At 35.1% G+C, this 18,517-nt stretch carries 17 protein-coding genes; 5 read left to right on the top strand and 12 right to left on the bottom strand.

Annotation, left to right across the window (positions count from 1 at the left end; translation table 11 throughout):
• Window positions 1-476 precede the first annotated feature (476 nt).
• The 4 genes from lpdA to pdhA are packed head-to-tail and all read right to left on the bottom strand — an operon-like array spanning window position 477 to window position 5,353.
• Window positions 477-1,892, bottom strand: coding sequence for a dihydrolipoyl dehydrogenase (lpdA, locus tag Q0977_RS09545; protein ID WP_124217610.1), 1,416 nt, complete (start codon window positions 1,890-1,892; stop codon window positions 477-479).
• Window positions 1,893-1,897: 5 nt separating this feature from the next.
• Complete coding sequence (locus Q0977_RS09550) at window positions 1,898-3,226, bottom strand: dihydrolipoamide acetyltransferase family protein (protein WP_119414731.1); 1,329 nt, start codon at window positions 3,224-3,226, stop codon at window positions 1,898-1,900.
• Between the two features lie 30 nt (window positions 3,227-3,256).
• A complete protein-coding gene (locus Q0977_RS09555; RefSeq protein WP_119414730.1) occupies window positions 3,257-4,234 on the bottom strand; it encodes an alpha-ketoacid dehydrogenase subunit beta in 978 nt (325 codons plus the stop codon).
• Between the two features lie 3 nt (window positions 4,235-4,237).
• A complete protein-coding gene (gene pdhA / locus Q0977_RS09560) occupies window positions 4,238-5,353 on the bottom strand; it encodes a pyruvate dehydrogenase (acetyl-transferring) E1 component subunit alpha (protein ID WP_119414729.1) in 1,116 nt (371 codons plus the stop codon).
• A gap of 349 nt (window positions 5,354-5,702) precedes the next feature.
• On the opposite strand from pdhA, the gene def reads away from it, so the two are divergent.
• Window positions 5,703-6,257 carry a peptide deformylase gene (def, locus tag Q0977_RS09565; RefSeq protein WP_119414728.1) on the top strand — a complete coding sequence of 185 codons (555 nt, stop codon included), beginning with the start codon at window positions 5,703-5,705 and terminating at the stop codon, window positions 6,255-6,257.
• Window positions 6,258-6,327: 70 nt separating this feature from the next.
• Here def and Q0977_RS09570 read toward each other — a convergent pair whose 3' ends face one another.
• On the bottom strand, window positions 6,328-7,101 hold the full coding sequence (locus Q0977_RS09570) for a Cof-type HAD-IIB family hydrolase (RefSeq protein WP_119414727.1): 774 nt from the start codon (window positions 7,099-7,101) through the stop codon (window positions 6,328-6,330).
• A 279-nt stretch (window positions 7,102-7,380) separates the two neighbouring features.
• Between Q0977_RS09570 and Q0977_RS09575 the strand changes: the two genes are divergently transcribed.
• Together Q0977_RS09575 and rnjA are read left to right on the top strand one after the other, a co-directional pair.
• Window positions 7,381-7,590 carry a DNA-dependent RNA polymerase subunit epsilon gene (locus tag Q0977_RS09575; protein WP_119414726.1) on the top strand — a complete coding sequence of 70 codons (210 nt, stop codon included), beginning with the start codon at window positions 7,381-7,383 and terminating at the stop codon, window positions 7,588-7,590.
• A gap of 4 nt (window positions 7,591-7,594) precedes the next feature.
• Window positions 7,595-9,262, top strand: a complete 1,668-nt coding sequence (gene rnjA, locus Q0977_RS09580; RefSeq protein ID WP_119414725.1) for a ribonuclease J1 — start codon at window positions 7,595-7,597, stop codon at window positions 9,260-9,262.
• Window positions 9,263-9,456: 194 nt separating this feature from the next.
• On the opposite strand, the gene Q0977_RS09585 is transcribed toward rnjA, so the two are convergent.
• The 6 genes from Q0977_RS09585 to aceA all read right to left on the bottom strand — a co-directional run bounded on the left by Q0977_RS09585 (window position 9,457) and on the right by aceA (window position 14,856).
• Window positions 9,457-10,116 carry a TrkA family potassium uptake protein gene (locus tag Q0977_RS09585; RefSeq protein ID WP_119414724.1) on the bottom strand — a complete coding sequence of 220 codons (660 nt, stop codon included), beginning with the start codon at window positions 10,114-10,116 and terminating at the stop codon, window positions 9,457-9,459.
• A 137-nt stretch (window positions 10,117-10,253) separates the two neighbouring features.
• Complete coding sequence (locus Q0977_RS09590) at window positions 10,254-10,706, bottom strand: TlpA disulfide reductase family protein (RefSeq protein ID WP_124217608.1); 453 nt, start codon at window positions 10,704-10,706, stop codon at window positions 10,254-10,256.
• A gap of 101 nt (window positions 10,707-10,807) precedes the next feature.
• On the bottom strand, window positions 10,808-11,356 hold the full coding sequence (locus Q0977_RS09595; RefSeq protein ID WP_299513111.1) for a peroxiredoxin: 549 nt from the start codon (window positions 11,354-11,356) through the stop codon (window positions 10,808-10,810).
• A gap of 271 nt (window positions 11,357-11,627) precedes the next feature.
• Complete coding sequence (locus tag Q0977_RS09600) at window positions 11,628-11,750, bottom strand: YhfH family protein (RefSeq protein ID WP_199670654.1); 123 nt, start codon at window positions 11,748-11,750, stop codon at window positions 11,628-11,630.
• Window positions 11,751-11,802: 52 nt separating this feature from the next.
• Window positions 11,803-13,416: a malate synthase A gene (gene aceB / locus Q0977_RS09605; protein WP_299513114.1), complete on the bottom strand. Its 1,614-nt coding sequence runs from the start codon at window positions 13,414-13,416 to the stop codon at window positions 11,803-11,805.
• 156 nt (window positions 13,417-13,572) lie between these two features.
• Window positions 13,573-14,856, bottom strand: a complete 1,284-nt coding sequence (gene aceA, locus Q0977_RS09610) for an isocitrate lyase (protein WP_119414721.1) — start codon at window positions 14,854-14,856, stop codon at window positions 13,573-13,575.
• 198 nt (window positions 14,857-15,054) lie between these two features.
• On the opposite strand from aceA, the gene Q0977_RS09615 reads away from it, so the two are divergent.
• Window positions 15,055-15,726 (top strand): LytTR family DNA-binding domain-containing protein, encoded by a 672-nt coding sequence (locus tag Q0977_RS09615; protein ID WP_119414720.1) that lies wholly within the window; start codon window positions 15,055-15,057, stop codon window positions 15,724-15,726.
• A 192-nt stretch (window positions 15,727-15,918) separates the two neighbouring features.
• On the opposite strand, the gene Q0977_RS09620 is transcribed toward Q0977_RS09615, so the two are convergent.
• Window positions 15,919-17,601 (bottom strand): methyl-accepting chemotaxis protein, encoded by a 1,683-nt coding sequence (locus Q0977_RS09620; RefSeq protein WP_299513119.1) that lies wholly within the window; start codon window positions 17,599-17,601, stop codon window positions 15,919-15,921.
• 371 nt (window positions 17,602-17,972) lie between these two features.
• On the opposite strand from Q0977_RS09620, the gene Q0977_RS09625 reads away from it, so the two are divergent.
• Complete coding sequence (locus Q0977_RS09625; RefSeq protein ID WP_124217606.1) at window positions 17,973-18,515, top strand: helix-turn-helix domain-containing protein; 543 nt, start codon at window positions 17,973-17,975, stop codon at window positions 18,513-18,515.
• The last annotated feature ends 2 nt before the right edge of the window (window positions 18,516-18,517 follow it).

Genomic DNA, 18,517 nt, shown 5'->3' on the forward strand with positions numbered 1-18,517 from the left:
TTGAACATTTTGTGGATATAATTTGTATAAAATGTGTACTTATTTTTAAAAAGGGTCTTTTTATTCATGAATATGTTATTATTATGTAATTATTTTATTTAATTTTCCAAATGTATTCGTTTCCATTGTAATAAAAAGGAAAATCTATTATATAAAAATAGATAGATCATTTCAAAAGTATAATATTTTCTGTTAAAAAAGCATTTACTCGAAGGATTAAGCTGATTAAATACAAGAGATAGATAAAACCTGTTTTACTTTTTTATAAAACGCCAGTTAATCTAACATTCAATAGATATTAACGTATTTATCCTCATCATATATAAAAATTGGTATCACATATGTAGCTGCTTTTTCAGTCCTCCTCGTAGTTTTTTAAGAAGTATAAAACTGAAAAAGTATAATTGGCATCAAAAATAAAAAAGCCCCTTAAGATACATGGAAATGTATCTTAAGAGGTAATTTCAAAGAAATTATTATTTTTTAGCAATAATATGAATTGGGTTACCTAATGCAACTTCTGCAGTTTCCATTGTAATTTCACCTAAAGTAGGGTGAGCATGGATTGTCATTGCTACATCTTCAAGTGTCATACCAGCTTCAATTGCTAAGCCTAATTCAGCAATCATATCTGATGCACCAACACCAATAATTTGAGCGCCTAGTAATAAACCATCTTCTTTACGAGCAACAAGTTTTACAAAGCCTTCTGTTTCGTTTAATGCTAGAGCACGGCCATTAGCTGCGAATGGGAATTTGCCAGCAGATACTTCAAAGCCTTCTTCTTTTGCTTGTGCTTCTGTAAGACCTACAGTAGCCATTTCTGGATCTGTGAAGCATACAGCTGGAATAGCTAGATAATCGACAACTGATTTTTGTCCAGCAATAGCTTCTGCAGCAACTTTACCTTCATAAGATGCTTTATGTGCAAGTTGTGGTCCAGGAACGATATCACCGATTGCATAAATGTTTGGTATATTCGTACGACCTTGTTTGTCAACTTTTAATAGACCACGTTCGCCAAATTCAATACCAATTTCTTCTAAGCCCATATCATTTGTATTTGGACGACGACCTACTGTTACTAATACATAATCAGCATCCAAAGTTTTTGCTTCGCCTTTTACTTCGTATTTAACTGTAACACCTGTTTCAGTTTCTTCAACACCTTGTGCTAAAGCTTCTGTTTCAATTGTTACACCTTTTTTCTTAAGACCTTTTTTAACAATAGTTGTCATTTGTTTTTCAAAGCCAGCTAAGATATCTTTACCGCCTTCAAGAATTGTTACTTGTGAACCTAGATTTGCATATGCAGAACCAAGTTCAGTACCAATGTAACCGCCACCAATTACAACAAGTTTTTCAGGTACTTCTTGTAATGAAAGTGCACCAGTTGAGTTTAATACACGTTTTGAGAATTTAAATGTTGGAATTTCAACGGGGCGTGAACCAGTTGCAATAATAGCATTTTTAAATGTATAAGTTTGTGCAGAGTTTTCAGTGATTACTCGTAAAGAGTTAGCATCATGGAAATAAGCTTCGCCTTTTACAACTTCAATATTATTTCCTTTTAATAAGCCTGATACTCCACCAGTTAATTTTTTAACTACAGAATCTTTGAATGCTTGAGCCTTTTTAAAGTCCATTTTAACTTCTGGAACAATAACGCCCATATCATCTGAGTGTTTTGCTTGTTCGAAACGATGTCCGACAGAGATTAATGCTTTTGATGGAATACAACCAACATTCAAGCATACGCCTCCTACGTATTCACGTTCTATAACTGTTACTTTTTGTCCAGTTTGTGCTGCGCGGATTGCTGCAACGTATCCACCAGGGCCAGCTCCTATAACAATTGTATCTGTTTCGATTGGAAAATCTCCTACTACCATTTTAATTACGCCTCCATTAATAATAATTCAGGTTCGCTTAACAAACGTTTAATATGGTTTAACGCATGTTGAGCTGTTGCGCCGTCGATCATTCGATGATCAAAGCTCAATGATAATGCTAACACAGGTGCCGCTACAATTTCACCATTTTTTATCACAGGTTTTTCAGAAATCCTACCGATTCCCAAAATTGCTACTTCAGGGTGGTTAATTACTGGAGTAAACCATTGACCACCTGCTGAACCTATATTAGTAATTGAGCAAGAAGCACCTTTCATCTCATTTGAAGCCAATTTTCCTTCACGAGCTTTTGTCGCTAATTGATTGATCTCATCTGAAACGGCAAATACTGATTTACGATCAGCATGTTTGATAACAGGAACAAGTAATCCTTTATCTGTATCTGCTGCAATACCTATGTTATAGTAATGCTTTTGAATAATTTCTTGTGTTGCATCATCCAAGGAACGGTTAAACTCTGGAAATTCACGAAGAGTACTTACTAGAGCTTTTACCACATAAGGAAGATAAGTTAGCTTAATACCTTTTTCTGCGGCAATAGCTTTGAATTTTTTGCGATGTGCCACTAATTCAGTTACATCTACTTCATCCATTAGCGTTACATGAGGTGCTGTTTGTTTAGAGTGAACCATTGCTTTTGCGATGGCACGGCGAATGCCAGACATTTTTTCTCGTGTTTCTGGGAATTCACCTTGAAGTTCAACAGGTGTTGATGTAACTGTTTCAGTCGAATTTTCATCAATTGCAGATGACACATCCACTTTTTCTGCGTCTTCTTTTGCTCCGCCATTTTTAAATGCCTCAATATCCTCTTTTAGGACACGACCATTTTTCCCTGTTCCTGCAACTGATTTAATATCCACACCGTTGTCACGAGCAAATTTACGAACAGATGGCATCGCAATTACACGCGCTGGTGAATCTGCTTCTACTGCTTTAGTTTCAGGTTCTTTTTGTTCTACAACAGGCGCTTTTTCTACCTTTTTGCCATCTTCAGCAGTCGCTTGTACTTGTGCTTCTGTATTTGCTGCTTCCTCATCTTCCTTATGACCATGAAGCTCAAGATCTTCGTATCCAGGCGCATCAATTTCTAAAAGAACCGTACCAACTGTTGTTAATGTACCCTCTTCAACAAGAACCTTTTCAACTGTACCTTCAACTGGAGAAGGTATTTCTACAACTGCTTTGTCATTTTGTACTTCTGCCAATACAGTATCTTCTTCAATTTTATCACCTGGTTTAACAAACCACTTTACAATTTCTCCTTCATGGATACCTTCTCCTATATCTGGTAAACGGAATTTATATGCCATGTAATTCACCCTTTCTTTGTATTAGTTAAATTAGAATTCTAAAACTTTTTTAGCTGTTGCAACAATATCTTTTGAATTTGGTAACCATACAGCTTCCGCTTGTGGGAATGGGTAAACTGTGTCAGGTGCTGTTACTCGTAAAACTGGTGCTTCAAGACTTAAAATAGCACGTTCTGTAATTTCACTTACAACATTTGCAGCAATACCAGCTTGTTTTTGAGCCTCTTGAACAACAATTGCACGGCCTGTTTTTTCAACAGATGCAATAATTGTTTCAATATCTAATGGCTGTATAGTTCGTAGGTCAATTACTTCAGCTGAATAATTTTCTTTTTGCAATGCTTCAGCGGCTTTTAACGATTCATGAACCATAGCACCATAGGCAAAAATAGAAATATCTGACCCTTCACGTTTAATATCAGCTTTACCAAGAGGAATTGTATAAGATTCTTCCGGTACTTCTTCACGGAAAGAGCGATAAAGTTTTAAGTGTTCTAAAAATACAACGGGATCATTATCACGAATAGATGAGATTAAAAGACCTTTTGCATCGTAAGGAGTTGATGGAACGACTACTTTAAGTCCCGGTTGAGATGCAACTAAACCTTCTAAACTATCTGAGTGCATTTCAGGCGTATGTACACCGCCACCAAATGGAGAGCGAATTGTAACAGGTGCTCCTAGGCTTCCCCCTGAGCGATATCTCATACGCGCTAATTGACCACAAATCGAATCCATTACTTCATATACGAAACCGAAAAATTGAATTTCAGGTACTGGTCGGAATCCTTGAAGAGCGAGTCCAATAGACAGACCACCAATTCCAGATTCAGCAAGTGGTGTATCAAATACACGATCCTCACCAAATTCTTTTTGAAGACCTTCAGTTGCACGGAAAACGCCTCCGTTTACACCTACATCTTCACCGAATACTAACACATTTTCGTCTTCTTTTAATTCACAACGAAGTGCATCTGTAATTGCTTGAATCATTGTCATTTGTGCCATCGGTTACTTCGACTCCTTCTCAGTGTAGATTTGAAATTGTTCTTTCAAGTTGAATGGAAGATCTCCATCATTCATATTACGGATAAGATCTGTTACTTTTTGTTTTGGTGTTTCATCTGCTTTTTTGATAGCAGCTTTAATTTCTTCTTTTGCATTTGCAATCACTTCTGCTTCTTTTTCTTCACTCCATAATCCTTTAGACATTAAGAATTTACGGAAGCGAACAATAGGATCTTTCTTTTCCCATTTAGAATCTGTTTCAGAAGTACGATAACGAGTTGGATCGTCTCCTGCCATTGTATGTGGACCATAACGGTAACAAACTGTTTCGATTAATGATGGACCTTCACCTGCAATTGCACGTTTGCGAGCATCACGAGTTGCCACATAAACTGCCAATGGATCCATACCATCTACTTGAATACTTGGAATACCTGCTGCTATCCCTTTTTGAGCAATTGTAGAAGCAGCTGTTTGCAATTCACGTGGAGTAGAAATTGCATATTGGTTGTTTTGGACGATGAATATTGCCGGTGCTTTAAATGCTCCTGCAAAGTTGATTCCTTCATAGAAATCACCTTGTGATGAACCACCATCACCTGTATATGTTACGGCAACTTCTTTTTTGCCGCGTTTTTGAATACCTAGTGCAACTCCCGCTGTTTGAACATATTGGGCACCAATAATAATTTGAGGTGATAACACATTCACATCTTCAGGAATTTGACCGCCTACGAAATGTCCACGTGACCATAGGAAAGCTTTCCAAAGTGGAAGTCCGTGCCATACAATTTGTGGTACATCACGATAGCCAGGTAAAATATAATCTTCTTTTTCAAGTGCATAATGTGAAGCAATTTGAGAAGCTTCTTGACCAGCAGTTGGTGCATAGAACCCTAAACGTCCTTGACGATTCAATGAGATTGAACGTTGATCCAAAATACGTGTAAAGACCATACGACTCATCAATTCAACTAATTGTTCATCGGATAACTGAAGGTCTACCTCCGTGTTAACAATTTCCCCTTCTTCATTTAAAATCTGGAACATTTCAAATTTCTCTTCGATTTCCTGTAAATTTACTACCGGATCGAATTGTTGAACTTTTTTAGAAACCATGCTATCACATCTCCTTCATTTCTGTATTATAACTTTATACTAATTTCAGTAATACAGCAACCATTTATAATAGTATACCGAATAGTCACTCAACGGTCAACGTAAGTATATATAATATCCAATAATAAGCGTAAACTTTTAGATAACATACTGTATCATACAGAATCGGCACACTGTTATATATAACAGTATTGTTTCATCATTCTTTACTAACACAGTTTTAACAGTTCAATTATTACCTTTTCTTTCATTCCTAAAACAATCTTTTATGTATATTAGTTACTTTCCATTGAATGCAAAGGTTCTTAGGTTATAATAAATAGGAACTATTATTGAAAGGGAGAGCACTATGATTTTAATGCACGATATCATTCGAGAAGGTCATCCAACTTTAAGAGAAGTTGCAAAAGAAATGACTTTCCCTCTATCTATAGAAGAAAAGCAACTAGGTGAAGATTTACTTCAATTTTTGATTAACAGTCAAGATCCAGAAATAGCAAATAAGCATAGCTTACGTTCAGGCATTGGTATTGCAGCTCCACAAGTAAATGTCTCTAAAAGAATGTTTGCTTTGCATTTACCTGATAGTAAAGGCAAACAAATTAGCATGGTTGTCATCAACCCTAAAATTGTCAGCCATTCTGTAGAAGGATCTTATGTATCCTCTGGAGAAGGTTGTCTTTCAGTTGACAGGGATGTACCGGGATATGTTCCCCGTCATGCACGTATTACAGTAAAATTCTTTACACCAGATGGTGAAGAAAAGAAAATGCGTTTAAAAGGTCTACCTGCGATAGCATTTCAACATGAACTAGACCATCTAAACGGCATCATGTTCTACGATCACATTAATAAGGACAATCCTTTCGCTGAAATACCAAATGCTAGTCCATTAGAAGAATAAAAAAGAGGCTATACAAGAGTGAAAATCCTTCACTTTTGTATAGCCTTTTTTTATAACTAAATTTAATACATTAACATAAACCTAATTTTTTCATAGCTAGCGCTAATCCATCGTGATCAACATGATCGGTTACAAATGTTGCTGCCTCTTTTGCTTTTTTATGGCCATTCCCCATTGCAACACTAGTTCCTACAGATTGAAGCATTTCTACATCATTCAATCCATCACCAAACGCTATTGCATCCTCAATATCAAAATCCGTATTCTTTAAGAACTGTTCTATTCCGTATGCTTTTGACACGTCTTTATTAATAACATCTACAGAAAATTTATGCCATCTAATAAATTTCAACTCAGGAAACAGAGATGCATAATTCCCTTCTTCTTTTTCATTAACATATAGCAATATCTGATAAATATCTGAATGCTTATAATATTCTTCGTCGACTTCTGGCATCGGATAATACAAAGAATCCATACTAACTTGTACTCTCTCATCATCTTTTGTTGCTGAAGTCATTTTCACATCATCTAAATAGACAATAGGGACATTTTCATTTGTAGCTTGTGCCACAAGTTTATCAATTGTCTCCATCGGAATTGGTCTTTTTGAAATTACCTTTCCTTTGTATACAACATATTGTCCATTAAAGCTAACAAAGGAATCTAAACCGAGCTCCTCTAATACTGGTTTCAAAAAAAATGGTGATCTGCCGGTCGCTATCGCTATCTCATGTCCATTCTCCTTCGCCTTCTGAATAGCATTGTAGGTTGCTCTTGGTAACTTTTTTTCTGAATTATATAAAGTTCCGTCAATATCAAAAAATAAAATTTTATTTTTCATAAAATTTTGCCAACCCTCTTTCATATTTTCACTGTTAAGGAAATTATCTTTACATTTATTACCTAATTTAATATAATAAACATAAGGAGTGATATGCCATGTTCAAACGTCTAAAAAAACAACTGTTGAAAAGGCTTCGTGGCTTACTCGAGAAAAAAACAATCGCATAAAATCACTTTGCCCTTCATAATTTGGAGGGCTTTTCTTTATTTTAGTTTATCTACATGATAATATAAAGGAAATGCAATTATTTTGAACGTGTTAAAGGAGAGCAAAAAAATGATTTACAAAGTTTATTACCAAGAAAATGTGCTTGAAGTACCAGTTCGCGAAAATACTAAAAGCTTATACCTTGAAGCAGAGGATGTACGTGAAGCCCGTGAAAAGCTTCAAGGTCGCGGTTACAACATCGAATATATTCAATTGCTTGAAGGAAATTATTTAGAATACGAACAAGCAAGTGAAAATTACAAATTGGAGAACTTCTAATTTAATGAAGTTTGTCAAAAATGACCAAACTGCAGTTTTCGCACTCGGCGGACTGGGCGAAATCGGTAAAAATACTTATGCAGTTCAATTCCAAGATGAGATTATCTTAATAGATGCGGGTATTAAATTCCCCGAAGATGATCTTCTTGGTATCGACTATGTCATACCTGATTATACTTATCTAGTACGTAATGTCGATAAAATTAAAGGTCTTTTTATTACTCATGGTCATGAGGATCATATTGGTGGTGTACCTTATTTACTTCGCCAAATTAACATTCCTGTTTACGGAGGCAAATTAGCACTCGGCTTGTTACGCAACAAATTGGACGAGCATGGCTTACTCCGTCAAACAAAACTGATTGAAATTAAAGAAGACGACGTTATTAAATTCCGTAAAACATCTGTAAGCTTTTTTAGAACAACACACAGTATTCCAGATGCATTCGGTATCGTTGTAAAAACACCACCTGGTAATATCGTTCACACAGGTGATTTTAAATTTGATTTCACTCCTGTAGGAGAACCAGCAAACCTCACTAAGATGGCTGAAATTGGTCGCGATGGAGTTCTTTGCTTATTATCCGATAGTACAAATGCTGAGCGTCCAGAGTTTACAATGTCTGAACGTAAAGTAGGAGAAAGTATTGATGAAATACTTCGTAACGTAGAATCTAGAATTATTTTTGCAACATTTGCATCTAATATTCATAGATTAAAACAGGTTACAGATGCAGCGGCCAAACACGGTCGTAAAGTAGCTGTATTCGGTAGAAGTATGGATAATGCGATTACAATAGGTCGAGAATTAGGCTATATTACGGCACCTAAAGAAACATTTGTAGATGCACAAGCATTAAATCGTTTACCAGCTAACGAAGTTATGATTCTTTGTACTGGTAGTCAAGGTGAACCAATGGCTGCTTTATCTCGAATCGCAAATGGTACACATCGTCAGATTCAAATTCAACCTGGTGATACAGTCGTATTTTCTTCTTCTCCAATTCCAGGAAATACGATTAGTGTAAACAAAACCATTAACTTGTTATATCGTGCTGGAGCCGAAGTTATTCATGGTTCACTCAATAATATCCATACTTCTGGTCATGGTTCTCAACAAGAGCAAAAGTTAATGTTACGTCTTATTAAACCAAAATTCTTTATGCCAATTCATGGTGAATACCGTATGTTGCGTATGCATGCAGGTTTGGCTGAAGATTGTGACGTTAATCCAGATAACATCTTTATCATGGAAAATGGTGAAGTTCTAGCATTAAGTTCAGATGAAGGCCATGTTGCAGGTCGTATCCCTTCAGGTTCAGTCTATATTGATGGGAATGGCATCGGTGATATAGGTAATATCGTATTGAGAGATCGTCGTATCCTTTCAGAAGAAGGCCTTGTTATTGTAGTAGTAAGTGTTGATATGGAACAACAAAAAATCGTCGCTGGTCCAGATATTATTTCACGTGGATTTGTTTACATGAGAGAGTCTGGTATGATGATTAATGAAGCACAACAAATGCTAAACAAACATTTGCAACAAACATTACAAGAGAAAACACCTCAATGGTCAGAATTGAAAAGTGAAATCACAGATGTTTTAGGACCATACTTATTTGAAAAGACTAAACGACGTCCAATGATTTTGCCAATAATAATGGAAGTATAATAGAAAGTTCTTTACATGATAGGCTATGAAAAAGAGTGTCTGAAAATTTAGAGACACTCCTTTGCACCAAAGATGGTGGAATTTTGATTCGCCCACCGCTGGGGCATACTTCATAAATTTATTATAAAAAAAGGGGTTATCCAAAAGTTTTTCACTTATTGGATAATCCCTTTTAGCTTCCAAAATTAATTCGTTTAGTTAAGCATTTTCTTCTCAAAGCGACTAATATCTGCATCTGCACCAATAACAATTAGTATATCGCCTTCATGAATAACTTCATCAGCTTGAGGTGATACAATAATATCGGTTTCTCGTTTAATAGCAACAATATTAATACCATATCGTGCACGAATATCTAGTCCTATAATCGTATGTCCTTCAAGTTGATTGTTTACTTTGATCTCCATGATAGAATGCTCATCTGATAATTCTAAATAATCGAGTACATTATTAGACATCATATTGTTAGCAATCCGAATCCCCATATCCCGTTCTGGGTGCACTACGTGATCAGCTCCTATTTTCCGAAGTACTTTTTCATGGTAATCATTCTGAGCCTTAACAGTTATTTTTTGTACACCTATTTCTTTTAACATTAACGTCGTTAAAATACTTGATTGAATATCATCACCAATTGCTACAATAACATGTTCAAAATTGCGGATTCCTAAAGATTTTAAAACAGATTCATCTGTTGTATCTGCTACAACGGCTTGTGTAGCTATTGCTGCAAATTCATCGACTCGTTCAGGGTGTTTATCGATAGCCATGACTTCTGCACCTTGATGGACAAGTTCATTGACTATACTACCTCCAAATCTCCCTAAACCGATGACAACAAATTCCTTTTTCATGCTTATACCTCCGATTTCTGTAGCACATCTCCAAGCTGTATCTCAATCTATTTTACCAAACAATTTCAAGTTTCGCTTTCAAGATTAAAAAAAGGCTACCCTATACAAAGGCAACCTTTTATTTAAATTGATTTAAATTATGCATTTCTTACTTCATCAAGCACCCGATTAACACGTTTTTCAAGCATTTTCATGCCGCTACCACCTGCTTGGAAATGACGAAGTTTGCCGTCTTTATCAAAAACATAATATGCAGGTACATATTGATTTTCAAATACATCTGTAAGTTTCAACTCACTATCAACAAAGATTGGTTGAGTAATACCATGGTTTTCAGCAATAACTTTAATTTCATCCAGATCCAAGTCTTTTTCAGAACGTGGTATATGAACTGCCACTACATTTAACTCATCTTTATATTTATCGCGGAAGTTATTTACTTCTGGCATAGCTTCTTTACATAAATGACAACTTATTGACCAGAAGTGGATTAATGTTGGTTTTTCACCAACTAAATCAGCTTTTGAAACTTGACCATTTAACCAAGCTACTTCACCTACTAATTCAGGCATTTCAGAACGTAATTTCATACTATTTCACCTCATAATTTTCATTAAGTATGTTTTTTCAATATACTTTTTTAAAAAAGGACCTAACTCATGTTAGGCCCTAAAATTAAGAACTATCAGGATTAACCTTCTAGTAATGCATCACCTGGGTGCCAGTTTGCTGGGCAAAGGCCACCAGTTTGTAATGCTTGAAGTACACGTAAAACTTCGTCTACGTCACGACCAATATTGTTGTGATGTACTACTTGGTATTGTAATTCGCCTTCTGGATTGATGATGAATAGACCACGTAGCGCTACGCCTTCTTCTTCAATTAGAACGCCATATTCTTTTGCTACTTGTTGGTTATGGTCAGCTGCTAAAGGATAATTCAATTGACCAATCCCATTATCAGTACGGTCTTTGTTAATCCACGCTAAGTGAGTGTGGATTGTGTCCGTTGATACACCGATAATTTCTGCATCAAGATCTTCAAATTCGTCGAAACGGTCAGACATTGCAGTAATTTCAGTTGGGCAAACAAATGTAAAATCCATTGGATAGAAGAAAAGTACTGTCCATTTGTCGTTTTTCATATTTTCTTCCAGACTTACTTTGCCATATTCTTTGTTTGGCATTACTGCATGCATTTCAAAGCGTGGTGCTTGTTTTGCTACCATACGTTCTGCCATCTTAAATCCCTCCATTAATCTTTAATTTCTGTAGCTTTTCGGTCTACCATCTATTTGATAATGTAACAAATACTTCTATTAAACGCAAAGATTACAACCTATAATTTCTCGTAATTCCGATAAAATGTGGCGAAATTTCTAATTTTTTCTTTCTTATCGTCCGCATTTATTTCTATCAACAATTAATAGTTTAATTATAAAAACACAATAGATCGCCCCCAAGAAAATAGGCCATCCATTGTGTTTTATCAACATGATATTTTGTGAAAATCTATTCTTCTTTGCTTCCTAGGCAGCGTTCACATTCATATAATGTAGATTCGACTTGCTCCACAATTTCACATCCGCATTCAGTACAAAGTTTTGGAAATCTTTCGTTTTGTTCGTTTTGCATACTATCTCCTCCTAATTATAGTTAATGTTTGGCTACCAAGCTGTTTAGAATTTTAAGAAATATGTTGGTAGCTTGGGATTGTTAAAAATTCTTCAAATTCATCTTGTATTGTTAACTCAGAAAAAATTTCAGCTGCTTCTTCAAAACGCCCAGTTACATAATTTTCATATCCAACTTGGTCTTCAATTTTTTGAAGCTCTTCTTTTAGTATTTTTTTAAATAACACGACATCAATTTTTTGGCCATTTTCTAATTTACCCTCAGGATGTCTAATCCATTGCCATACTTGTGTACGAGAAATTTCAGCTGTAGCTGCATCTTCCATCATATTATTGATAGGTGCAGCACCGTTACCTCTCAACCAAGAAGCAATATATTGCACACCAACACTGCAATTGATTCGTAATCCATCTTCAGTAATCGTACCTTGTGGAACTTCCAATAAATCTTCAGCAGTTACATGTACATCCTCACGCTTACGATGAATCTGATTTGGCGTTTTCATATGCTCATCAAATTGTTCCATTGCAACAGGTACTAAGCCAGGATGCGCAACCCATGTTCCATCATGTCCATCTGTCACTTCACGTCTTTTATCTTCACGAACCTTTTCAAACGCAATCTCATTTGCTACAGCATCATCCTTGATAGGAATTTGTGCAGCCATACCACCCATAGCAGGTGCATTACGTTTATGGCAAGTTTGGATACATAATTGTGTATACGCTCTCATAAATGGCGATGTCATCGTTACTTGGCCTCTATCAGGTAAAATAACATCCGAATGATTACGTAGTCGCTTAATATAACTAAATATATAATCCCATCGCCCACAATTTAAGCCAGCAGAGTGATCTTTTAGCTCATATAGTATTTCATCCATTTCAAATGCCGCCGTTATCGTTTCAATTAGGACTGTTGCTTTAATCGTACCTTGCGGAATATCAAGATAGTCTTGCGCAAAGACAAACACATCATTCCATAATCTCGCTTCTAAATGACTTTCTAATTTTGGTAAATAAAAATATGGACCAGATCCACGTTCGATTAATTCTTTTGCATTGTGATAGAAATATAAACCAAAATCAAAAAGGCTTCCTGACATTTGCTCACCATTGATTTCTACATTTCTTTCCAATAAGTGCAACCCTCTTGGACGAACTAACAACGTTGCAGTTTTATCATTCAAACGATATTCTTTACCATTTGATGATTGACTAAAGGAAATTGTTTTACGTACTGCATCGTACATATTAATTTGACCTTCAATCATATTTTCCCATGTTGGAGAAGTAGCGTCTTCGAAACATGCCATAAACATTTTAGCTCCTGAATTTAAAGCATTAATAACCATCTTTCGTGTAACTGGACCAGTAATTTCAACTCGGCGGTCTTGCAAATCTTCAGGTAAGGTGGCAATTGTCCAATCACTTTCCCGGATTTCCTTCGTTTCATCTAAAAAGTTTAAAGCAGTGCCTTCATCTAATTGCTTTTGGCGTTCTTCCCTTTGTTCTAATAATACTTTTCTTCTTTCATTAAATCGCAACTGTAATGTTGCAATAAATTGCAAAGCATCCGGTGTCAATATTTTTTCTGTTGATGCATTTTTTGAACCTTTTATCTCAATAGTAGGCTTGGTGGTTTGTTGAATCCCCAAATGAATCATCCTTTCAAATTAGCTACTTAGAAAAACAATGATAGACTGTTTGAAGCACTCTATGAATATCTATATCTCAAATTATTGTAAGCAATTTAAATATAGGTTTTATAAATAGAAGGTACAATAAACAGTCGTGTTGTCATATTTGACTAATTGGTTCAATTAAGCAAACTGTGCAGTTTCAGTTGAACCTTTCATAGCTGTAGTTGAAGACGTACCACCTGAAATCACTTGTGATACTTCATCAAAGTATCCAGTACCCACTTCACGTTGGTGTTTAGTTGCTGTATAACCCTTTTCTTCACTTGCAAATTCTTCTTGTTGTAATTTAGAGTATGCAGCCATTCCATTATCTTTATAGTCATGAGCTAATTTGAACATACTATGATTTAATGCATGGAAACCTGCTAGTGTTACAAATTGGAATTTGTATCCCATTTTTCCTAGTTCAATTTGGTATTGTGCAATCGTTTCATCATCAAGATTTGCTTTCCAGTTGAACGATGGAGAACAGTTATAAGCTAATAGCTTGCCTGGGAATTTCTCATGAATCGCATCAGCAAATTGTTTTGCTTCTTTTAAATCGGGTTTAGATGTTTCACACCAAACAAGATCTGCATATGGCGCATAAGCTAAACCACGAGCAATTGCTTGATCGATACCAGGTTTTGTACGGAAGAATCCTTCTGGTGTTCTTTCGCCTGTGATAAATTCTGCATCACGAGGGTCAATATCACTTGTAACCATGTCTGCTGCATCCGCATCAGTACGAGCGATTAAAATAGTAGGAACACCTGATACATCTGCTGCTAAACGAGCAGCAATTAGGTTACGGATTGCATTTTGTGTTGGTAATAACACTTTTCCACCTAAGTGACCACATTTTTTCTCAGATGCTAATTGGTCCTCAAGGTGAACTCCTGCTGCACCAGCTTCGATCATTCCTTTGATTAATTCAAAGACATTTAACGGGCCACCAAATCCTGCTTCTGCATCTGCTACGATTGGAGCAAACCAGTCAAACTCGTCTTTACGACCTTCTGCATAATCAATTTGATCTGCACGTTGTAGTGCTTGATTGATACGTTTTACTACTTGTGGAACAGAGTTTGCAGGATATAAAGATTGGTCCGGATACATTTGACCAGAAAGGTTTGCATCAGCTGCAACTTGCCAACCACTTAAGTAAATTGCTTTTAAACCTGCTTTAACTTGTTGAACTGCTTGATTTCCCGTAAGGGCTCCAAGTGCATTGATAAAATCTTCTTCTTGCAAAGATTTCCATAAACGGTTTGCACCTTTTTCTGCTAAGGTATGTTGAATTTGTACTGATCCTCTTAGTTTTACTACTTCCTCAGCCGTATATGGACGCTCAATACCATTCCAGCGCTCCTCATTTTTCCAGCTTTTTTCAAGTTGCTCAATTTGTTGTTGTCTTGTTAACATATAATCCACACCTTCCACTTTGTCTTTTTAACGCTAGCTCTTTATATAAAATACACCCCTATATTTTGTTGCATAACAGCTATCGTTGTTATAAACTAATATACAACAGAAGGTGTATTTTGTTATTATTTTTGGATGAAATCCCCTTTTTTTGAGATAAATGATTGTATTTCAAAGATGAATGAGGAGGAAGATAAAATGGTACAGGAAACAGAAATTTCTATTAAGATAGCAGCAAATCAGTACTGTTCTTTATTAAAAGATTGGCTTCCAGAAGATGCTTCAATTGCAATTGCAGTTGAGGAGACCTATGTTTATTACGCTGCTGGTACACATGACATTCTATTAGATAACGGGAAAAAGATTAAAAGAGGAAGTATTGCAGATCAAGTGATTAATAAGCGAAGGAAAGTAGAAGCTATTATAGATGAGGAACTTCTTGGTACTGCATACTACGGTATTGGTTATCCTATAAATTTCTTAGGGAAACCTGCTGCTTTAATCATTATTCTTTCCCCTGAACACCCAGAGGCTAAAGGTAAACCTTTACGATTCGTGACAGGAAAACAGCAAGATCAATGGGTACCAATCTCCATTGAACAAATATCTCACTTTGAAAGTCTAAATAAAAAAACTTGGTTTTATGTTGATGATGAACAATACAAAATCAATTTTACCTTAAAAGAACTATCGAGAAGATTACCAGACTTCTTTTTAAGAATCCATCGTTCCTATATTATTAACATCCACTCTATTGATCGAATAACACGTGATTTTTCATCGAACTTAATCATTAGCATGAAAAATGGTACAGAGCTTCCTGTAAGTAATTCATATTTAATTGATGTGAAACGAGTATTAGAATTTTAATCTTTTTATTTAAACAAAAAGCTATTTCTGAAAAGCCCTTTAAGACACATCCATAGTAACGAAACGTGAAAGTAATGATTGGATAATCGCTAGAGCAGTACTTTATAGCTTATATTTTTTACAAAAAGAAGGACTTTCCTATAAGATTTTTATAGGAAAGCCCCTCTTTTTTAAGATGCTATTTTACTAATATTATAGTTTAAATCGTACCACTTTATTTTGAAGTTCTTCGGATAGGTTAGCTAACTCTTGTGCATTTTTGCTAATTTCTTCATTTGAAGCAAGTTGTTCTTCAGTAGCAGCACTTGTGTCATTTGCACCATCAGCAACTGAAGATGCCAATTCTTGAACTTGTTTTGCTCCATTAGTTACTCGTTCTGTTTCATCTTGGATTTTTTTGATTGCAACAGAAACAAATTCAACTTTTTCAACAACGCCTTGAACGCCTGTCTCAATTTCATTGAAAACACTTAGTGATTCGTGAGTTTTATTAAGTCCCTCTTTTACTTTTTCTCCACCAGTAGTAATCGCTTTTACTGCATTGGCAGAAGCATTTTGGATTAATTGAACCATTGATTCAATTTCAGATGCTGAATTTTTAGATTGTTCAGCGAGATTTCTTACTTCTTCAGCTACTACAGCAAAACCTTTACCATATTCTCCAGCTCTAGCTGCTTCTATTGCTGCATTTAGCGCAAGTAAATTAGTTTGTTCTGAGATATCTGTTATTAAATTTGTAATAGATTGAATGTCATCAGAATGCTTAGCCATCATTTGCATAATTTCTGTTGTTTCTTGGAATGTACTATGGATGGTATCCATTTGAGTAGCTACATCTGAAACAACTGAAGAACCTTGATCGACTAAACGATTTACACCATTTGTTGCTTGAAGCATTTCTGTATTATGACTAGCAATTTGATCGACGCTTTGTTGCATTTCTAACATAGAATTTACAGAACTAGTTATATGTTTAACCTGTTGTTCACTAGCTGCCATTTGTTCCTCTGCTGATTTTGCAACCATTTGTGTAGATGCTAAACTTTCTTGTGAGCTTGCAGATAATTCTTCTGCATTCGCAGCAACTTGCAAAGAAGTATCACGTACACTCGAAACAATACCTCTTAAATCCTTCGACATGCGATTAAAAGTAGAGGCCATTACACCTATTTCATCTTTATTGTTTACTTTAATCGGTTCAACAGCTAAATTACCGTTTGCGATTTCTTCCAATCCATTTGTGATTTTATGTACAGGTTTTGAAATACTTTTACTTATTAAATATGAAATAACAATACCAACTAATAAACTGATGATGGTTAATACAATGACAATTATATTAGCTGTATTTTGATATTTTTGTAACTCAGTTCTCGTATCTGCCATATGATTTTCTTGGACTTTTTTTAAATCTGCTAAGATTTTTAAAACTTCCCCATTTAATTTATACGATTGAGCTGAATATTGACTGTAATCTTTTCCCGCTTTCTTTAGTTCGATAACTTTGTTGTTAGATTCAAATAATAATTGACTTTGCGTTCTAAGATCTGCTAATAGTTTTTTGGATTCCTTATCCTTGGAACTCTTAATCAATGCTTTTGCGGAAGCTGACCCTTTCTCAATTTGAGCCTGAAAATTGGCTACAGCCTCGTCTTTACCAAACATTACATATTCCAAGATTGCAGTTGCCATATCTTTTTGAATGACAACAATATCTTCTACATAGTTAATGCGCTCAACATCATTATCTAAAACAGCTTCATATCTGCCTGTGAGATCAAAGGTTGAATAGATAGATAGAGTAGAAATTACTATTAATAAGATTAAAATGGATGAAAAACCAACCCACATCTTTTTAGCTATTGTTTTTTTCATATTACGACTCCTTTTGACTATATTCGACACTGTAACATTATACTATATTCACTTATTTAGTAAAACGAAAAGGTAATTATACTCAAAAATTTAATAATAAAATATAATCCTATGTAACTATATAAATTACTACAAAACATCTTATTTATTATTATCACTTTTGAAATATAAAATTTCTTCTTCTCTTAATAAATAAAATATATTTATTTTTACAAAAAAGGTTGAAAAATATGCTTAATTTTGTATAATAAATAACGTTTTAGTAAACTTGAAGTTTTGTAAAACTAAACTTTTGTTATTCAGAGTTAGGCGAAAGTAAACTTACCTAGCTCCTAGTTTACAGATAGTAAATAATTGAGGAGTTCGTTTAGATGCAAATTGGCAAAAAAATTAAACGACTTCGCCTAAAAAAAGGGCTAACCCAAGAAGAATTAGGCGAAAGAACAGATTTGAGCAAAGGATACATCTCTCAACTAGAAAGAGATTTAAACTCTCCTTCTATTGAAACACTCTTCGCATTATTAGAAGTTCTTGGTTCTACCCCCAAGGAATTTTTTGATGATGAAGTAGAGGAACAAAAAGTTGTATATACAGAAGAAGATCACACTATTTACACGGACGAGGAAAAAAAATATTGTATTGAATGGCTTATTCCAACTTCCAATGAAAAAGAAATTGAACCCGTCATGATCACTTTTGAAGAACACGGGGAATTCAAGCAATTCGAGCCTTCTTTATCCGAAACTTTTATATACGTCTTAGAAGGACGAGTAAGACTTATTTTAGGTAAACAAACATTTGTCGCATCAAAAGGACAGACAATCTACTTTGATGCTTCTGACAATCATCAATTATTCAATGATTTTGCAGGTAAGACAGAAATTTTATTAGTTGCAACTGAATCATATTTGTAGCA

The organism is uncultured Rummeliibacillus sp. (assembly GCF_934216135.1).
Taxonomy (GTDB): Bacteria; Bacillota; Bacilli; order Bacillales_A; family Planococcaceae; genus Rummeliibacillus.